This window comes from Nostoc parmelioides FACHB-3921 (assembly GCF_014696625.1).
GTDB lineage: Bacteria > Cyanobacteriota > Cyanobacteriia > Cyanobacteriales > Nostocaceae > Trichormus > Trichormus parmelioides.
Genome location: NZ_JACJQL010000005.1, coordinates 20,943 through 37,017, shown reverse-complemented (window position 1 = coordinate 37,017; position 16,075 = coordinate 20,943). Strand labels below are relative to the sequence as shown.

Annotated in this window: 15 protein-coding genes and 1 tRNA gene; 3 read left to right on the top strand and 13 right to left on the bottom strand. The window is 39.6% G+C overall.

Annotated features, from left to right (window positions below):
- Positions 1-26: 26 nt before the first annotated feature.
- Positions 27-281 (bottom strand): hypothetical protein, encoded by a 255-nt coding sequence (locus H6G14_RS05425; protein WP_190566098.1) that lies wholly within the window; start codon positions 279-281, stop codon positions 27-29.
- A gap of 123 nt (positions 282-404) precedes the next feature.
- Between H6G14_RS05425 and H6G14_RS05420 the strand changes: the two genes are divergently transcribed.
- The gene (locus tag H6G14_RS05420; protein WP_190566097.1) at positions 405-650 is read left to right on the top strand and encodes a helix-turn-helix domain-containing protein; all 246 of its coding nucleotides are present in this window, start codon (positions 405-407) and stop codon (positions 648-650) included.
- Positions 651-841: 191 nt separating this feature from the next.
- Here H6G14_RS05420 and dndC read toward each other — a convergent pair whose 3' ends face one another.
- Positions 842-2,464, bottom strand: coding sequence for a DNA phosphorothioation system sulfurtransferase DndC (dndC, locus tag H6G14_RS05415; protein WP_190566096.1), 1,623 nt, complete (start codon positions 2,462-2,464; stop codon positions 842-844).
- 157 nt (positions 2,465-2,621) lie between these two features.
- Between dndC and H6G14_RS05410 the strand changes: the two genes are divergently transcribed.
- Positions 2,622-4,220 (top strand): DGQHR domain-containing protein, encoded by a 1,599-nt coding sequence (locus tag H6G14_RS05410; RefSeq protein ID WP_190566095.1) that lies wholly within the window; start codon positions 2,622-2,624, stop codon positions 4,218-4,220.
- Here H6G14_RS05410 and H6G14_RS05405 read toward each other — a convergent pair whose 3' ends face one another.
- From H6G14_RS05405 to argF, 9 genes are all read right to left on the bottom strand, one after another.
- Complete coding sequence (locus tag H6G14_RS05405; protein ID WP_190566094.1) at positions 4,221-5,162, bottom strand: HNH endonuclease; 942 nt, start codon at positions 5,160-5,162, stop codon at positions 4,221-4,223.
- Positions 5,163-5,175: 13 nt separating this feature from the next.
- Positions 5,176-5,646, bottom strand: coding sequence for a DNA phosphorothioation-associated protein 4 (locus tag H6G14_RS05400; RefSeq protein WP_190566093.1), 471 nt, complete (start codon positions 5,644-5,646; stop codon positions 5,176-5,178).
- 108 nt (positions 5,647-5,754) lie between these two features.
- The gene (locus H6G14_RS05395) at positions 5,755-6,306 is read right to left on the bottom strand and encodes a Uma2 family endonuclease (protein WP_190566092.1); all 552 of its coding nucleotides are present in this window, start codon (positions 6,304-6,306) and stop codon (positions 5,755-5,757) included.
- Positions 6,307-6,371: 65 nt separating this feature from the next.
- Positions 6,372-6,938, bottom strand: coding sequence for a Uma2 family endonuclease (locus H6G14_RS05390; RefSeq protein ID WP_190566091.1), 567 nt, complete (start codon positions 6,936-6,938; stop codon positions 6,372-6,374).
- A 153-nt stretch (positions 6,939-7,091) separates the two neighbouring features.
- A complete protein-coding gene (locus tag H6G14_RS05385) occupies positions 7,092-9,164 on the bottom strand; it encodes an AAA family ATPase (protein ID WP_190566090.1) in 2,073 nt (690 codons plus the stop codon).
- On the bottom strand, positions 9,161-9,334 hold the full coding sequence (locus H6G14_RS05380) for a hypothetical protein (RefSeq protein ID WP_011318987.1): 174 nt from the start codon (positions 9,332-9,334) through the stop codon (positions 9,161-9,163). Before H6G14_RS05380 ends, H6G14_RS05385 begins: the two co-directional genes overlap by 4 nt.
- A 327-nt stretch (positions 9,335-9,661) precedes the next feature.
- Positions 9,662-11,140 carry a DNA phosphorothioation system restriction enzyme gene (locus tag H6G14_RS05375; protein ID WP_190566089.1) on the bottom strand — a complete coding sequence of 493 codons (1,479 nt, stop codon included), beginning with the start codon at positions 11,138-11,140 and terminating at the stop codon, positions 9,662-9,664.
- Between the two features lie 229 nt (positions 11,141-11,369).
- Positions 11,370-11,975 (bottom strand): transcriptional repressor LexA, encoded by a 606-nt coding sequence (gene lexA / locus H6G14_RS05370; protein ID WP_190566088.1) that lies wholly within the window; start codon positions 11,973-11,975, stop codon positions 11,370-11,372.
- A 145-nt stretch (positions 11,976-12,120) separates the two neighbouring features.
- A complete protein-coding gene (argF, locus tag H6G14_RS05365) occupies positions 12,121-13,041 on the bottom strand; it encodes an ornithine carbamoyltransferase (RefSeq protein ID WP_190566087.1) in 921 nt (306 codons plus the stop codon).
- A 290-nt stretch (positions 13,042-13,331) separates the two neighbouring features.
- Here argF and H6G14_RS05360 point away from each other — a divergent pair.
- Positions 13,332-13,403, top strand: a tRNA-Thr gene (locus H6G14_RS05360).
- Between the two features lie 197 nt (positions 13,404-13,600).
- On the opposite strand, the gene H6G14_RS05355 is transcribed toward H6G14_RS05360, so the two are convergent.
- Both H6G14_RS05355 and gmd read right to left on the bottom strand, forming a co-directional pair.
- Positions 13,601-14,545, bottom strand: a complete 945-nt coding sequence (locus tag H6G14_RS05355; protein WP_190566086.1) for a GDP-L-fucose synthase family protein — start codon at positions 14,543-14,545, stop codon at positions 13,601-13,603.
- 24 nt (positions 14,546-14,569) lie between these two features.
- Entirely contained in the window at positions 14,570-15,649 is a 1,080-nt protein-coding gene (gmd, locus tag H6G14_RS05350) for a GDP-mannose 4,6-dehydratase (RefSeq protein WP_190566085.1), read from the bottom strand.
- Between the last annotated feature and the right edge of the window lie 426 nt (positions 15,650-16,075).

Below are 16,075 nucleotides of genomic sequence, written 5' to 3'. Positions count from 1 at the left end.
CATTGCCCACGTTACCACTTTTTAAGTTAAGTCGTCACAATATGCCTTGTTAATATACTCATCACTTCACCAGGGTTAGAACTAGGTAATAAAGGACTCCATTCGTTAACTTGAGCAAAACCCAGTTTGTAGAGTGTGAGAATTGTGTTGTTGACACCTGTTTTGGTTCCGAAAATTACTACTTTTACAGACTCTCTGGCTGGTGTCGTTTCTGTTGAATCATCCGACGAAATAAGCGGTGTAGGAGTTATACAGGTATCTGCCAAGAAGCTTTTAGTCATTGGGATTCAGATGTTTTCCTAAATAAAACGCGTTGTCCCTTATAAGGGACATAAGTATATTACACCTTTTGTCGCTTATACGGCACATTTACTTAGTAATAAGCCTTTGACACAATCAGAGGCATGGGAAAAGCAGGAAAAGCGCTGAAACAGGTGTTAGAAATCTACGGCATCAGCCAAAACAAGTTAGCAGTCACAATGGGAACAGGACGTTCTAATGTTCATCGTTGGGTAAATGAGATAATGGACCCTGTAGCTGATGCAGTGCTGGAAATTCGGGATGCGCTGAAGAAAATTAATCCAGCCGCAGCAGAGGAGTTTATCAGGTTGTACTTGGGAGATTGTGACGACGATGATAAACCAGCTTAAGCCTTTGTCTCTTTATTTTTGAATTTCTTATTTGCCCAAGCCTTCGCCTTAGCACCTGATTTTGTGGTAAGTAAGTCGATGCAATAAAACCAAACTATGTAAAGAAAAGTAAATAAGGCTCAAACGCTTTCTCCCCCTGCTCCCTGCTCCCTGCCCCCTGCCTTATTCCAACAATAATTATTTACACCGACCTACTTAACAGTTTCATCACTTGGTGTATTGGTCGCGTTTGTCATTACATCAGGCGTATTAAAGTCTGCTAACGTTAACTGCTTGACTTTTTCAATATCACCTTGTTCAACTGCTGTTTTCAAATCTCGTTTTAAATGAGCATTTTTAACTGCTTCATCCTTAGAACGAGAACTGGTAGCAAAACATTTTTCTAAAGTTTCGTAGATTCCCACACGACGAGACATTTTCCGATATTGGCGTTCTGTGTCCAAAAGTTTCGCCATCAGTTCCAGGTGCATACCATCGCCTGCACAGATTTCTTCTAACACAGACCATTCATCGCTACCTAATAAACTAAGGTCTGCACCAGGACGCGGGTCTTTGAATTCTTCACCAGTTATCTCTTGATAAATGCGGGGTAAGCTATCATCAAATTCGTGTTTTTCTTCTAACCAAATACGGCGAATTTCGCTCAGTTCTTCTAGAGATATCAAAGTAATATCGCGCATATTTTCTGGTGCTGTGCGGCGAATGTAGGTTTGTGCTTCTAATAATCGTTTTAACCAATATTCGCGCGAATCTTTAGTATAAGGCCCATAAATTGGTTCAACGCGAGTTTCTCCATCCTTATGACGCTCAACTAGTTGAACCTCCCCGCGAAGGCGGCGAAAGTCTCTTTTATGTTGGTCATTCTCATTATCTAATTCATTACGGATATCTAATAGAGGCTGCATCCATTCTTTTTCTTCATCATTCTGAATCATAGCCTCCATCGATTTATCTTTATTGACAATTGTACAAACCCAGCAACCAAAACGAGAATCACCACAGCTAGGGGTAGAAGTATCAACAACTAGGGGGCATTCGTTATCGGCTGTTGCTCCTCGATACATAGAAAATAAATCTTTATTGTTGTAACCCCAAGGATTTTGCCACTGATTAAGATAAATCCAAACTTCATCTGTACGCCAATCTTCTAGAGGACTATAAATAAAAGAATTTGGTAGGCTGGCGCTATTGTATAGTAAGGATTTAGATGAAATTAAATTAGAATTGAGACGTTCCCTGAGACTGCCTGCTTGATGTTTTTCCATCGAGATAGCACGTTTTACACTTTCATTTTTGCGCGTACCTAAAACAAGAATGACTTCCCCTTTGGCTCTGACTACATCACGAATAAATCGGTTAGAGGGATGAATTTTTAGGCGGTCTGTACACCAACGAAATTTTCCTTTTGGCGCTGGATAACCTTTACCAATCAAGCTCACCCAGAAAGTTTCTTTTATCTCTGGCTGTAGTAAATGGGGTTCAACTGGCATTCCTTGTTTTTTAGCAGCCACAGTCATTTCTTTGAGAGAATTTCGTACCCAAGTAGCAACAATAGGATTCTCTACTAGGGTATCTGTGGTGATAACGTATATTGTTTTGTTCCGCCTTTCTGGCGGTAGAGATGATATGGCATTCCAAACGAGCTGTAAAGTAGCAGTGCTGTCTTTTCCACCTGAATAACCAACAACCCAAGGTATCGCATCTAAACAATACAATTCTTGAATTTCAGTAGTCAGAGCTTGGATATACTCCACTAACTCTGCTACAGTACGTTTTTGCTGACCTTTATTTTCTGGCTGTTGTGTTGTACTCATTGCTCCCTACCTGTGAACATTCGGGCGTTACCGCGTTTTTTCTGACCCAACGAATGGAATGCGCGGGTTGCCAAAAAGTTTTTAAAAACTGATTAACTAGTATCTAACTTTTTGGAAAATATAGCTACACTACAAGACTAAGTTTTTAAAAATTAATATGAGAGATACTGCATCTGACCCAACTGCTGATACTGCTAGAGATTACTTAGAGCGAAAAGACAAGGAAAAACAGGTACTAGCTTTACTTTTAGACAAGTTTTTACAGAAAGAAAACCAAATTCTCGTTCAAAAAACCGAGATGGGGGGTACAGAGGCTTATGTAGGGTCTGTCACTCTGGAATGGTTTGCAAGTAGGGTTCACTTTGCCTCTGGTTTACCTCTGCTGCAAAAAAAGTATAATGCAGAGACTGATAACGTCGAAATTGACGCGGATAGTATTGACGAAATTCAACAGCGTCCCCTTGACTGGTCACGTCAAGCACCCCTTGTTCAGTATTTAGCAGCTAGAAAAAATCATAAGTTTCCACCAGTCCTAGTGGTAATTAATCAGTCTTGGGTAGATAAACCCAAAGCTGATAATTGGGATAGTGAAGGACGTGCGAGAAAGTCTACTACTGATTTTACACCCCTGGATCAAGATGGTAAGGTCGGCTTGCTCAACGTTTCTGAGGATAACGTCAGCATTTACGCATTAGATGGTCAACATCGATTAATGGGAGTGCAGGGGTTGATAGAGTTAATCAAAACTGGCAAACTCCAGCGATATAAAAAGGATAAAACTGCTGATGATAGTTTTATCACGGTGTCAGATTTGCTAGAGCAGTATCAAGTAGACCCTGATTATTTACAAAGTTTACCCAAAGAAAAAATAGGTATTGAGTTCATTTGCGCGGTGAATGCTGGGGAGACTCGCACCGAAGCAAGGCGAAGGGTAAGGTCAGTTTTTGTTCATGTTAACTTAATGGCTGCACCGTTAACTAAAGGTCAGTTAGCACAGCTAAACGAAGATGATGGTTTTGCAATTGTGGCGCGAAAAATTGCAGTTACTCATCCGCTTTTGGAACAAAAACCAAATCGTAACCCCCGCGTTAATTGGAATAGTGCAACAGTAGCAGCAAATTCCACAGTTTTGACAACTTTGCAAGCATTGCAAGATATGTCAGAAAGATACTTGGGTCAAAAATTCCCACACTGGAAACCTTTTGAGAAAGGTTTAATTCCTATGCGTCCAGAAGATGAGGAAATTGAGGAGGGAATTGCAGAATTCACCAAACTCTTTGATAACTTGGCAAGCTTACCTAGTTATAAGATTTTGGAACACGAAGATACACCTATTTTACGACGCTTCAGTTTTGAAAAGGGCGGTGGTGAAGCAAATATACTTTTTCGTCCTGTAGCACAAGTGGCTTTAGCGCAAGCTTTAGGATTTTTAGTTTTTAAAAAAGGTTTGTCTGTAGCCAGCATTTTTAAGAAGTTACGCAAGTTTGACCAGCAAGGGGGTTTTACTGGTATGGAATACCCTCAATCTCTGTGGTATGGGGTATTGTATGACCCTAATAAAAAGCGAGTGCAGGTTTCAGGAAAGGAATTGGCCACAAAGTTATTAATTTATATCCTTGGCGGAATTCAAGATTCTATGGAACGTGCTGAACTTCGTAAGGCTTTGGCTAATGCTAGGACTGTAGAAAATAAAACAATTGGGTTTAATGGTGAGTTAGTTGAACCAAAGGAGGTAGGGCTTCCGCCCGTCTTGTAACTACGCTTGAAATACATTTTGGCGATGCCATTGCAGGGATTCTAACTCTGGTAAATATTGCTCTTGATTTGGTAGGAGTAGTCTTTCGCCATGAAAATCTTTCATGGGTTTACTGTGGGGGGATATTTCTTGTAATTCTTTGCTAACAATGATTTTATACTGCTCATCCACAGTAAACCAACCACGGTCAAAAGCCCAGTGGTGATTTTTGCAAAGAGCAATACCATTATGGATTCTACTGTCATAGAATTGTGCAAATGGTTTGATGTGTGCGCCATCCACAATATTTTGATTTATGGCTTTAGTCACTCTTAAACCACAAAATGCACATTTGTAGTCATAAACGCGAACAATAGTTTTTCGGAAAAAAGCATTTCTAATAATTGCTTTTCTAAAGCCCCATGTTGGATTATTTTCTAAGTTTATTGAGCCAGATGATGTTTCTGTAGCTAAGTCAGCATCTTGAAAAGATTGATTAATTTGTAACATCTCTTCAAGTTCATCCTGTTGTTCTTGAAAAAACGTTGTTACCAGTGCATCAATTAATTCTTGTCTGGGAGACTCATTTTGTAAAAAATTGAATAGTTCTTTATCAAGATAAGCATATTCAACAGCTTCTTTCAGCTTATTAGTTGTTTTTGGTTGTAATCCATTAAATTCGGGCTTAAATACTAAGTGCCAAAACCCATCACTCTGTAAATGAAAGAACGGATAGTGTAAACCACCTTTATAAGATTCAGAACCTAAGATACTCCAATAACAAGTAAATGTTTGAATTAATTCTTCAGAAACTCGAATTTGATTATCAGTAATAAGTCCTTGGGTAATCAAATCAATTACCGTTAAAACTAAAATTGGTTTATATTGAGCATTACCACGCTTGCGAGTACTACTTACATTTAACTGAGAAAATGACTGGCAATAATAATCTATATTTTTCATATATTAATTTGAATTAGGGTAAGAATTTACTTAAATCAAATTCTTCTTCTAATGTTTCTTTATTATCTCTCTCGGAAATTAAAAATAAGAGAATCCGTTCTGAATAATCAACGGAACCACGTAATTCAGTTTCTAATATTGCTAGTCCTCCGTTAGCATATTCTTCAAATATTTCGGTACGTTTATCTTCATACTCTTCTTCTCTAGAAGAAATTATTTCTATATCATGTGTTTCATTGATGGCTAATAATTTAATGATTAGCTCATGTCCCAATGATGCAAAATTTTCTTGGGGAATGGGGGAAGGTTCTCTTTTAGTCGTTTCACCAAGAGGAACTCGCTTTTTATATTTAACGCCCAATGCAGCTGCAAAAACCATGACTTCTACATAAGTCTGAAAAGGGCCGGTTGTGTCTTTTGATGCTAAAAGTGATTTCACTAACTCAGCCTTATCTTTAGCAACCCTGATTCTGTTTGCAGCCATGAATTGAATCTCTACTTTGTTGCTATTTTAACCGAAAGGTACAAGTGTCACTTCTTATAATTTTATACCAAGTAAAAGAGCGATGGGTTGCACTTACACCCACATAGTCTACATAAACAAATTATCTACCGGCATAGACCATACTGGTAAAGTAGTTTCAGCTTCTGCTACTTCACCACGGTGATAAACCTGCATTTGTTCTGGGTTGTCAGCACAATACACTCTAATCACTTCGTCCTTGAGTACATCTACGTCCCACACCACCAAAGTACCAGCCGCAAAATAATCACGACGTTTTTTTGCCATTTCTTCCTCAGCTTTATCCCCATAATCATTTTCACTTCTCACTTCAACCGCAAACACAGGCGCACCATTCAGAAACTTTCCGCCTGTAGGTTGTCCACGATAAAACGCAGCATCAGGACTTAACGAACGTCGATGAGGAAGATTAATCAAGAAACCAACATTATCAGGCAAAGCGTAACCGCTTTTTGTCAGACGTTCATAGTCCCGCAGACTTGCATAAATTTCACCCCCAGCACGTCCTGGTAAAAATCCAGTTGGAGACATCAACACTAATTTTTCATTGACAATTTCTGCTTTACAATTGTCAGGTAAGCTGTACAATTCTTCAATATTCGCCTCAGTTTTGATATTCATCAACCACTTAATAGAAAGTGTAGATAATTTTAATCTAACAATCTCTCCTAGTCTCTGCGTGAAAATTAACCCAAAAATATATCCTCATAAACCAAAGATATGGGAAAGCGAAAATCAATACTCTGCAAATAAACCTCGTTTCCCTCTTCGTAAGAATACAACTCCCAAATACCGTTTTCATTTAACCGAAAACAATCTAAATTGATTTTTTCTGCATCAATTAGGACGTATTCTTTTAAGGTTTGAATGCGGCGATATTGCTTAAATTTAGCACCTTGGTCGTAAGCTTCCGTACTTGGAGATAAAACTTCGACAATTAGACAAGGATACTGAAGAAATTTAATAGCCTGTCTATCTCTTTCATCACAACTCACAACAACATCAGGGTAATGAAACGACATACCCTCAGATACTGCTACTTTCGCGTCAGACATAAAAGCACGACAGGAACCACCGCGTACATGGCTTTTTAATGCTGAGGCTAAGTTTAAAGCAATAGTAGTGTGAGGAAGAGTTTCCCCAGTCTTGGCAAAAACTTCACCATTGACATACTCATATTTAATATCTTGGCGTTCTTCCCATTCCAAATATTCTTGAGGAGACATATAATTCCGGTCTGGACTTGCAACCATAACCAACTCCCTTTTTCTCAACTGCACTAATAAAAACTCTCCGCGCCCCTCCGCGTTTCCCTCCGCGCCCCTCCGCGTTTAAAAACATTAATTCTGCACCCAACTTCACGAAGAATCGCTATAAATAACCTCTCAAAATTGTGCGAACGAATATCACCACTCCCTCTCTACCACTATCACCTCAGTATATTCAAACTCATTCGGGCTTTGTTTCACCAAAGGAAATCTTCCCCCACTCAATTCAATATAATCTTGTTCACAATCTGGCTTAGAAGAGTAGTAAGTCAGCACGTATTCCCTACCAATTCTATCTGTCATCTCTGTTTCCACTTCTCCCCGCCATTGAGTTTTTGTGACTAACACTATTAACTGATTAGCTAACTCAGGTAATGTTTGAGCAATGCGCCGACGATAAGTTTCATCCAAACTCCCAAAAGGCGAATCCATGACGATGGGAAAAGTACTGCTATCAGGTACCGTTAAGATTTTGCGTTTTTCGCTCCAATCTCTGACTTTATCAATAATACTGGCAATAAAAGACAAACTGAGAATTTGGTTTTCACCAGTAGACGCTGCAACTGACGCTTCCATCCCTGATGTACTTTCTACCAGAGTCAATTCATATTTATCACTAATTTTAGGTACATAAGGCGTAAAAGATACGGAGTTAAATATCTCTTGTAATCGCTTTTCTAATTGCAGTCGAAACTGATTTTCTTGTCGATTTCTGACTTCTGTTAAGCGTTCAATAGCATCTTGTGTGGCGTTAATTCGTCTTTGTGCTAACAACTGTTTTTCTTCGTTGAGCTTTTGTTTAGCAATTTGTTTAACTAAAGCATCAATATCAGCCTGTATATGAGAAATTTCTTGCTGATTTGCACCTTGTTCTCTATTTAATTCATCAATTTTACTTTCAATCTCATCTAACCGCTTTTGTAAACTGCTAATTTCTTCGTTAGCGTCTTTGCGTAAGCGTTCTTGAATAGTTTCTAATTCATTTTCAACTTGAGATATATTTTGCCGTAACTGATTGATTCTCGCTTGTTCCTTATCTACTTCTTCCCAAAATGCGATGGCTTGCTTATCGATTTCGTCTACTTGAGCGCTCATACGAATTGCTGTTTCTTCTACAGCCGAGGAACCTGCTTGATTTAACCAGAGACTCACGTTTGTGTGAGCATGATTACCTTCATGTAAGTCTGCACCACAAATACAGCGTTGGGATTTTAATAATTCATGAATAAATTCCCGTGAAATTCCCGCAGTTAAGTCACCTTGTTGCTTCAGTTGATTTATAATCGTCCGAAATTGGGCTGTAGTATCTGACAATAATACTGTGTACCCGCGTGCAGAAATAATTTTCTTCAGCGATTCTCTAGTTTGCCTGACGCTTTCTTGATTGGAGTTTTTTTGATTTTCTAGTTCTTGTCGTCTTTGTTGCAATTCCTTAGCAGCACTCAGTTCTTGTAAACGGTTACCAGTTTCTTTTTTAAAAGTTTGCTGATATTCTAACTCTTGCTTAATTTCTGTTTGTCTGGTGTGAATGCGTTCAATTTCTTGTTCTAGTTTCTCTTGTTCACGTAAAAGCTGTTTAATCTCAGAATCCCCAATGGCTTTTAACTCATTTTCTAAACTTTTTTTAGCTTCACCTAAATGTCTGATGGAACGGTTAATGACTTCTACACCCAAAAAGATTTTAGTCGCTTCGGCAATTTCTGCTTTTTTATCAGAACGAACGATTTCTTCTATGCGTTCGCCGTCAAAGAAAAAATATTGATGTAAACTAACTGGTAAAATCTGCCCGATGATTTCTTCTGGTTGTTGGCTTGGGTAATACCATCTGCCATCATCCCCAGCTACCTGCATGAGTAATTCAGTTTTACCCACAGCAAAGCCGGTTTTATTTTTATAGCCCTTACATTGGCGTTTAACGTTGTAGCGTTTACCTTCGTGTTCCCAGTTAATCTCTACCCAACATTCTACAGCTTGTCCAAGTTTAGCTTCGGCGATCGCTCGTTTATTAACTAGTTGTTCTATCGAGGCAAATGCTGCACTAAACTTCTCATATAATACCCACGTAAAGGCATTAAGTAAACTGGTTTTACCTGAGCCATTATTCCCATGAATAATTGTGGTGTTAAGAACATCTCCTCCAGCAATAACTATCTCCGGTGTTCTGCCATAAAAGGAGCGAAAATTGCATAGTTTAATTGAAGTCAGCTTCATTGCACCGCTTCCTTCACAATTGTCAAAATATCATCATTGATGGGGCTATTGCTTTTTTTATCTAGTCTGTTTTTTTCCAGATGCCATACCCGCTCAATAATTTGCCGTACCTCCGGCGGTGCATTAATAATTGGCTCCTGAACATCATCGATATTTTGCTCTTGAGACATCTTAATTCGGCAATAGGTTATGCTTTATTCTAGTCTTCCCTATCGTTGATTTTACATCCGTGAAGCCACTATTACTCTTATCTTTAATTTCTGCGGATTATGCTCGGAAAATTTTAAATGTTTTTGATAAAAATGACTTTATTTTTGTGCTGTTCACTGATATGCTTATTAAATAAAGTAAGTCTTGATTATAATGGAGTGTTTGTTGCTTTAAAAATTTTACTTGCATCCCATTATGATCATATTTTATTCTCGCATATTTACTAAAAATATTTTCAGCCAGCGAACAAAATTTTACATAATTAACTATAAAAGAATGAGTAATGACTAAACATCTAATAATCCATATCGCTTTTGTAAATCCAGCAACTTGATGCGAGCTTCACCAGCATTATCAGCTAAATCAGCAAATTCTACAAAGCGCCGCAACTCTTTTCTTAACAGATTGCGTTCAACTTCTATAGTTTCCCTATCCAAATCTGGCGGTAAAACAATCATGTCGTATATAGTCGCCCTTTCCTTACTGGGATGAGGACGTAAAACCCTACCCCGTCGCTGAATAAACTGACGAGGATTACCAGAACTTGATAAAATCACGGCAGTTTGAATTGCCGGAATATCCACCCCTTCATCTAAACAGCGAATTGCCACTAAACCTTGTAATGCGCCACTTTCAAATTGACGACGTAAAACTTCTCTTTCTTGTAAAGATGTTTGCGCTGTGTATGTACTTACCTTATACCCTAATTCTCCGCCCAGAATTTTCGCCACAGCTTTGAGTTGATGCAGAGATGAACGTTGTCCTGTTTCTAGTGAACCGTCACTACAATAAAAAAGGGTATGAGTGGTTTCCCGACGAGTAGCCATTAATTGACGTAAAGCATTTAATTTATTTGCTGCTGCACCAATTAATCTGGCACGTTGCATTAATAAAGGCTTTAAATCTTCGTTGTCTTCAAAATGAGGTGATTCGCCGTTATTGCGTTCTCTATATAATAAAGAACGCCCGATGCGTTTAGTTAGTTTCAGATAAGCAATACTTTCCGCCTCAGTTAACTCTACTAAGATGGGATAATATAAATAATGCACCAAAGCACCTTGAGCGATCGCATCCCGTAAAGTAAACTCTGGTTGTAAAACTGGGCCGAAGTAATCAAATAAAGATTGCGTACCACCATCATCAAAATATCTTTCTGGTGTCGCTGATAAAGCCAGCCGCAAACCCACCCGCCGGGGTAAACTTTCTTCTAACTTAGGTGCGCCTAAATTATGGGCTTCATCACCAACAATTAAAGTCTTAGCCGGAAAATACTTGAGTTGTGACTGGAACCCATCCCCAATTAAGGTGGAATTGGTAGTAATCACAGTCACAAAGCCTTGAGAACCAGAACGCAGATTGTAAAGTTGGGTAGAAAGTTGACTTTGCCAACTGCGTAAATTCTCAAAGGCTAATATCGGTTGTAAATTAAACTTCTCGCATTCTCGCGCCCATTGTGTCACCAAATGACGATAGGGACACACCACCAACAACACCTGTAAGCTAATCTGCTGGTATAACTCGCAAGTAATCGCCAGTGCAGTTATAGTTTTCCCGCTACCAGTCGCCATCTTCAGCGTTCCTCGGCCATTGTTCGCAAACCAGTTAGTCATAGCTTGACGCTGATACTGGCGCAACTGCACAGATAGCGCCATTCTAGGACACCCTGGTAATGGCTGAGTCTGATAACTACCTTGACTTTCCCGGACAAATGGTAATTTGAGCCGAAAAGCAGGAAATTGCTGCACTGGTTCTTGCTTCAGGTACATAATACCGATTCAAAATTCAAAATTTCTAGGGATTGGACATTGAGAGATGAGAAGGATGAGGGAAGCAAGGTAGTGGCGTGTCAAGGCTAAAATGTTGCAATAGAAATCAGTTTTATCCGCGTTTATCCGCGTTCATCCGCGTTTAATTTTTTCTAATCTAATGCACTATTTTAGATTAGACACGCCAGTAGGTGAAATTCTTCCCCATCTCCCCCCAGTCCCCAGTCATTCACGCATAACCGCGCCAAACACCGACAAGAGAACCTTGCACCTCTACCTGTATGGCCGCAACTTCAATTGGGTTGTATTTGGGATTAGCTGGTTTAAGAGTGATGCGATCGCCACTTCGGTAAAAACGTTTTAATGTATTACCATAACCATCCACTCTGGCCGCGACGATAGTACCATTTTTTAATTGATCTGGTTCGGGAACTGGACGCAAGAATACCAAATCCCCATCAGTAATTAAATCTTCAATCATGCTGTCACCAGTTACCCGCAAAGCATAAGTTTGTGCAGGTAAAACGAAATTAGAAAAGTCGATATGCTCGACAGCATCAGTGAATGGTTCTATTAAACCACCTGCGGCGATCGCTCCCAAAACCGGTACACCTTGCTTAATAGGTTGTAAAACTCGAATAGTCCGGGCTTTACCTTCAGTCCATTCAATATATCCTTTAGTACGTAAATGTTCTAAACGACTTTGAATAGGTGCAGGGGATTTTAAATTCATCGCCTGCATCATTTGGCGAATTGAAGGTGAATGTTGGTGAATACGGATATATTCTGCCAGCCATTCATAAAGTTCTTGTTGCGCTTCTGTTAGGCGTTCCATAAAATAATAGGGAGGTAAATATAAATGTCCCTAGAACATTAGTACTACAAAATATCTCTAATAACAAGATAAAAATAAAAATTTAAAAGGCAAAAGAAAGATAAGTTACTGTTCTTTTGCCTTTTTATTTTCGACCTTTAACTTTTCACTCTGCCCCCAAGATACTAGCAAGCAAAGCTTTTTGAACGTGCAATCGATTTTCGGCTTGTTGCCAAACTCGTGATTGAGAACCTTCGATTACTTCTTCGGTAATTTCTTCACCACGATGGGCTGGTAAGCAATGTAAAACAATTGCATTTGGTTCAGCCAGACTTAATAACTGCTCAGAAATTTGATAAGGTTGGAAAATAGGAAAGCGATCGTCTGCTTCTGCTTCTTGCCCCATACTCGCCCAAACATCAGTGTAAAGTACCGATGCACCTTTGGTTGCTAATTCTGGGTCATTGGTTAGCAGGATTTCCGTTTTCCCATCAGCTATTGCTTGTGCTTGTGCGACAACTTGCGGATTTGGTTCATATCCACTAGGTGTGGCAATTCTCACATTCATCCCTGCCAAAGCGCAGCCAAGCATCAAAGAATTAGCGACATTATTACCATCACCAACATAGGTCAAAGTTAGCCCAGAAATTGAGTCAAAACATTCTTGTGCAGTTAATAAATCCGCTAATATCTGGCAAGGATGTTCTAAATCTGTCAGTGCATTAATCACAGGAATTTTCGCATATTCAGCAAAAGTTGCTAACTCCTGCTGTTCAAAAGTGCGAATTGCCAAAACATCCAAATATCGCTCTAATACTCGTGCAGTATCTTGTACTGGTTCTCCCCGACTAACCTGAGTAACATTAGGGTTAAGATCAATTACTTGTCCACCCAGTTGGTACATCGCCACGGTAAAACTGACTCGTGTCCGAGTTGAAGCCTTAGAAAATAACAAACCCAATACCTTATTACACCGCAACTTCAACTGTTGTGATTTCAATTGGGTCGCCAATTGCAGAAGTTCCTGAAGTTCTGTAGGAGTCAAGTCTGCCAGACTTAACAAATCTCGTCCTAACAATGCTGCCATGCTTGTGATCTGTTAAAGAATAATTATAAATCTCTATTCCTTGACCCAGTCAAGCAAAAAAAATACAGTTAGCTTGAACAAAAATAACCCCCTCACCTACCAGTAAGGAGTTGATGCGTAGTCTCAAATTTCCGTGTTTTTCGGTAGGTAAATCCACAAGGAGGGCTTCTCTTCCTCCTCCCAATTCCCTTGTATCCACCAAGCCAAATTAAGTTGCTTTAGGGGTAGACAAATAAATTACCTGTGATATAATTAAAAATCGGTGAGTGCGTTAAAGCAATTACTAAGTTGCCAGCATAGCACAGTGGTAGTGCATCCGACTTGTAATCGGAAGGTCGTCGGTTCAAATCCGACTGCTGGCTTTAACAATATAAGTAAAGTAAATAATGTACATTCACAAATTGAATGTATAGCTATATCTAGATAGCTTTGGACATCAAGCTAAGATAAAAGCCTGACAATAAAAGGCCTTTAAGTCTGTCAACAGTCAACCGTCAACAGCTATACAGTTAGCTCTCTTAAAGAAGAATCCCACACCTGGAAAGTGTGGGAGTGTTAACTAAGCAGCGTTTTGCCGATACCAATCAATGGTATTTTTCAATCCCTGTTTAAAGTCTACTTGGGCCGTGAAATTAAAAGCTTGCTTTGCTCGTTCGGTATCCAAACAACGCCGGGGTTGACCGTTGGGTTTATCGGTTTCCCAAACAATTTCACCTTTAAACTCCATCAATTCGCAAATGAGTGTAACTAAATCGCGGATGGAGATTTCGTAACCAGTACCCAAATTGACTGGTTCGGAGTCATTGTAGAATTGAGTTCCCATCACAATACCCCGCGCTGCATCTTCAGAATAAAGAAACTCGCGGGTAGGGCTACCATCCCCCCAAACTGGAAGTTCTTTATCACCCCTAACTTGGGCTTCATAGACTTTGCGAATTAATGCTGGGATGACGTGAGAACTACCGGGGTCAAAGTTATCTTCCGGCCCATATAAATTTACCGGCAGCAAGTAAACGCCATTAAAGCCATACTGCTGACGGTAAGATTGCAATTGAACTAAAAGAGCTTTTTTAGCAACTCCGTATGGGGCGTTAGTTTCTTCTGGGTAACCGTTCCACAGGTCGTCTTCTTTAAATGGTACTGGGGTAAATTTGGGATAGGCACAGATTGTACCCACACACACAAATTTTTCTACTCCAGCTTGATGGGCAGCATGGATTAATTGAGTACCCATAATCAAGTTATCGTAGAACAACTCTGCGGGTTTTTCCCGGTTGAGTCCAATACCACCCACATGAGCAGCTAAGTGGATAATAATATCTTGTTGATCTACTGCGCGTTGGCAATTTTCCCAAACACGTAAATCCAAGTCACGCGATCGCGGTACACTAATTTTCGCCGTATCAGCCCCAGCTTGACACAGCTGATCTATTACCTGACGACCTAGAAACCCTGCCCCACCAGTGACAAGAATCCGTTTATTTTTTAGTTCTAAGGCGGTCATACTTTCATCCTTGGCAAGAATTAATCAGAAGTGGAGTACACCCAGTTGTTGGCGAATAGTAGCAATATCCTGCGGTAGGATTGAAGTATTACCATTGGGCGAAGTCTGACCTAAAGCTTGCAGGTCGGCTTCTACCATTAGTGCTACCAATTCTTTAAAGGTGACCGAAGGCTTCCATCCCAATTTTTGTTGTGCTTTGGCAGGGTCACCAATTAATAAATCTACTTCTGCTGGACGCAGATAACGCTCATCAAACTCTACATAATCTTGCCAGTTAAGATTTACATAGCCAAACGCTAACTCTAGAAATTCGCGTACTGAGTGGGTTTCTCCTGTAGCAATTACATAATCATCTGGTTGCTCTTGCTGTAACATCAGCCACATTGCGCGGACATAATCTTTGGCGTAACCCCAATCTCTTTTAGCATCAAGATTACCCATATAGATGTTTTTCTGATTGCCGGCTACAATCTGGGCGACAGCTCTTGTAATTTTGCGGGTGACAAAAGTTTCACCGCGACGGGGTGATTCATGGTTAAAAAGTATGCCATTACAAGCAAATAAACCGTAAGATTCTCGGTAATTTACTGTTTGCCAGTGGGCATAAACTTTGGCACAAGCGTAGGGGCTACGGGGATAAAATGGTGTAGTTTCACTTTGGGGTACGGCTTGTACTAAACCGTACATTTCCGAAGAACCTGCTTGATAAAATCGCACTTGAATACCTGTGCGGTGCTGGTAGTCACGGATTGCTTCTAATAACCGTAGTGTTCCCATACCTACGGCATCTACTGTATATTCTGGCGAATCAAAGCTTACTCGCACATGAGATTGAGCGCCTAAGTTATATATTTCTGTTGGTTGAACTTCTTCAAGAATTCGGCGTAGCGTTGTACCATCGGTTAAGTCACCGTAGTGAAGAAATAACCGCGCTCCTTCTTGGTGGGGATCTTCATAAATGTGATCGATGCGGTCTGTATTGAATGTGGAAGTCCGGCGAATAATACCATGAACTTCATAACCTTGTTCTATGAGAAATTCGCTCAGGTATGAACCATCTTGACCAGTAATCCCCGTTATTAATGCTCGCTTGTGTTGGTTCATGCTTTGTTTATTCCTTGTTCTCGGTGATGAAATTTTCGCAGGTCAATTGATAAAACCTAGCAGGTAATAACTCAATTGCCTAACGGTAAACTTACGCGTTTTAAAGAGTACCCGGATTGTATCGTAAATAAATATACTTAATAAAGAGCAATTTTTTCTGGCAACTGAGCTTTAAGACTCACAAGCTAAGTTTTTTAAGGCACTTTACCCTTTCTTTCAGCGATTTTACAAAGATTTTTCTTGGCCAAAACTTTACACAAATGTCACTTTTATTAAGTTGGAATTAATCAAATACTGACTATTAATGGATATAGATTATAGCTAGATTAGAATAAGTCAGAGGATTTAGTTCACACAGTTAGATAATAAATAATAGTCTAATGGTCGGTAATTGGTAATAGCTAATAGGTAATAGGTGAATTTTTT

What these genes read in the sequence shown, in the direction of transcription:
- H6G14_RS05420 (WP_190566097.1), top strand. Translation starts at nt 405, where the DNA reads ATGGGAAAAGCAGGAAAAGCGCTGAAACAGGTGTTAGAAATCTACGGC.
- H6G14_RS05410 (WP_190566095.1), top strand. Translation starts at nt 2,622, where the DNA reads ATGAGAGATACTGCATCTGACCCAACTGCTGATACTGCTAGAGATTAC.
- dndC (WP_190566096.1), bottom strand. Translation starts at nt 2,464, where the DNA reads ATGAGTACAACACAACAGCCAGAAAATAAAGGTCAGCAAAAACGTACT.
- gmd (WP_190566085.1), bottom strand. Translation starts at nt 15,649, where the DNA reads ATGAACCAACACAAGCGAGCATTAATAACGGGGATTACTGGTCAAGAT.
- H6G14_RS05390 (WP_190566091.1), bottom strand. Translation starts at nt 6,938, where the DNA reads ATGGTTGCAAGTCCAGACCGGAATTATATGTCTCCTCAAGAATATTTG.
- H6G14_RS05355 (WP_190566086.1), bottom strand. Translation starts at nt 14,545, where the DNA reads ATGACCGCCTTAGAACTAAAAAATAAACGGATTCTTGTCACTGGTGGG.
- H6G14_RS05375 (WP_190566089.1), bottom strand. Translation starts at nt 11,140, where the DNA reads ATGTACCTGAAGCAAGAACCAGTGCAGCAATTTCCTGCTTTTCGGCTC.
- argF (WP_190566087.1), bottom strand. Translation starts at nt 13,041, where the DNA reads ATGGCAGCATTGTTAGGACGAGATTTGTTAAGTCTGGCAGACTTGACT.
- H6G14_RS05400 (WP_190566093.1), bottom strand. Translation starts at nt 5,646, where the DNA reads ATGGCTGCAAACAGAATCAGGGTTGCTAAAGATAAGGCTGAGTTAGTG.
- H6G14_RS05425 (WP_190566098.1), bottom strand. Translation starts at nt 281, where the DNA reads ATGACTAAAAGCTTCTTGGCAGATACCTGTATAACTCCTACACCGCTT.
- H6G14_RS05380 (WP_011318987.1), bottom strand. Translation starts at nt 9,334, where the DNA reads ATGTCTCAAGAGCAAAATATCGATGATGTTCAGGAGCCAATTATTAAT.
- lexA (WP_190566088.1), bottom strand. Translation starts at nt 11,975, where the DNA reads ATGGAACGCCTAACAGAAGCGCAACAAGAACTTTATGAATGGCTGGCA.
- H6G14_RS05405 (WP_190566094.1), bottom strand. Translation starts at nt 5,162, where the DNA reads ATGAAAAATATAGATTATTATTGCCAGTCATTTTCTCAGTTAAATGTA.
- H6G14_RS05385 (WP_190566090.1), bottom strand. Translation starts at nt 9,164, where the DNA reads ATGAAGCTGACTTCAATTAAACTATGCAATTTTCGCTCCTTTTATGGC.
- H6G14_RS05395 (WP_190566092.1), bottom strand. Translation starts at nt 6,306, where the DNA reads ATGAATATCAAAACTGAGGCGAATATTGAAGAATTGTACAGCTTACCT.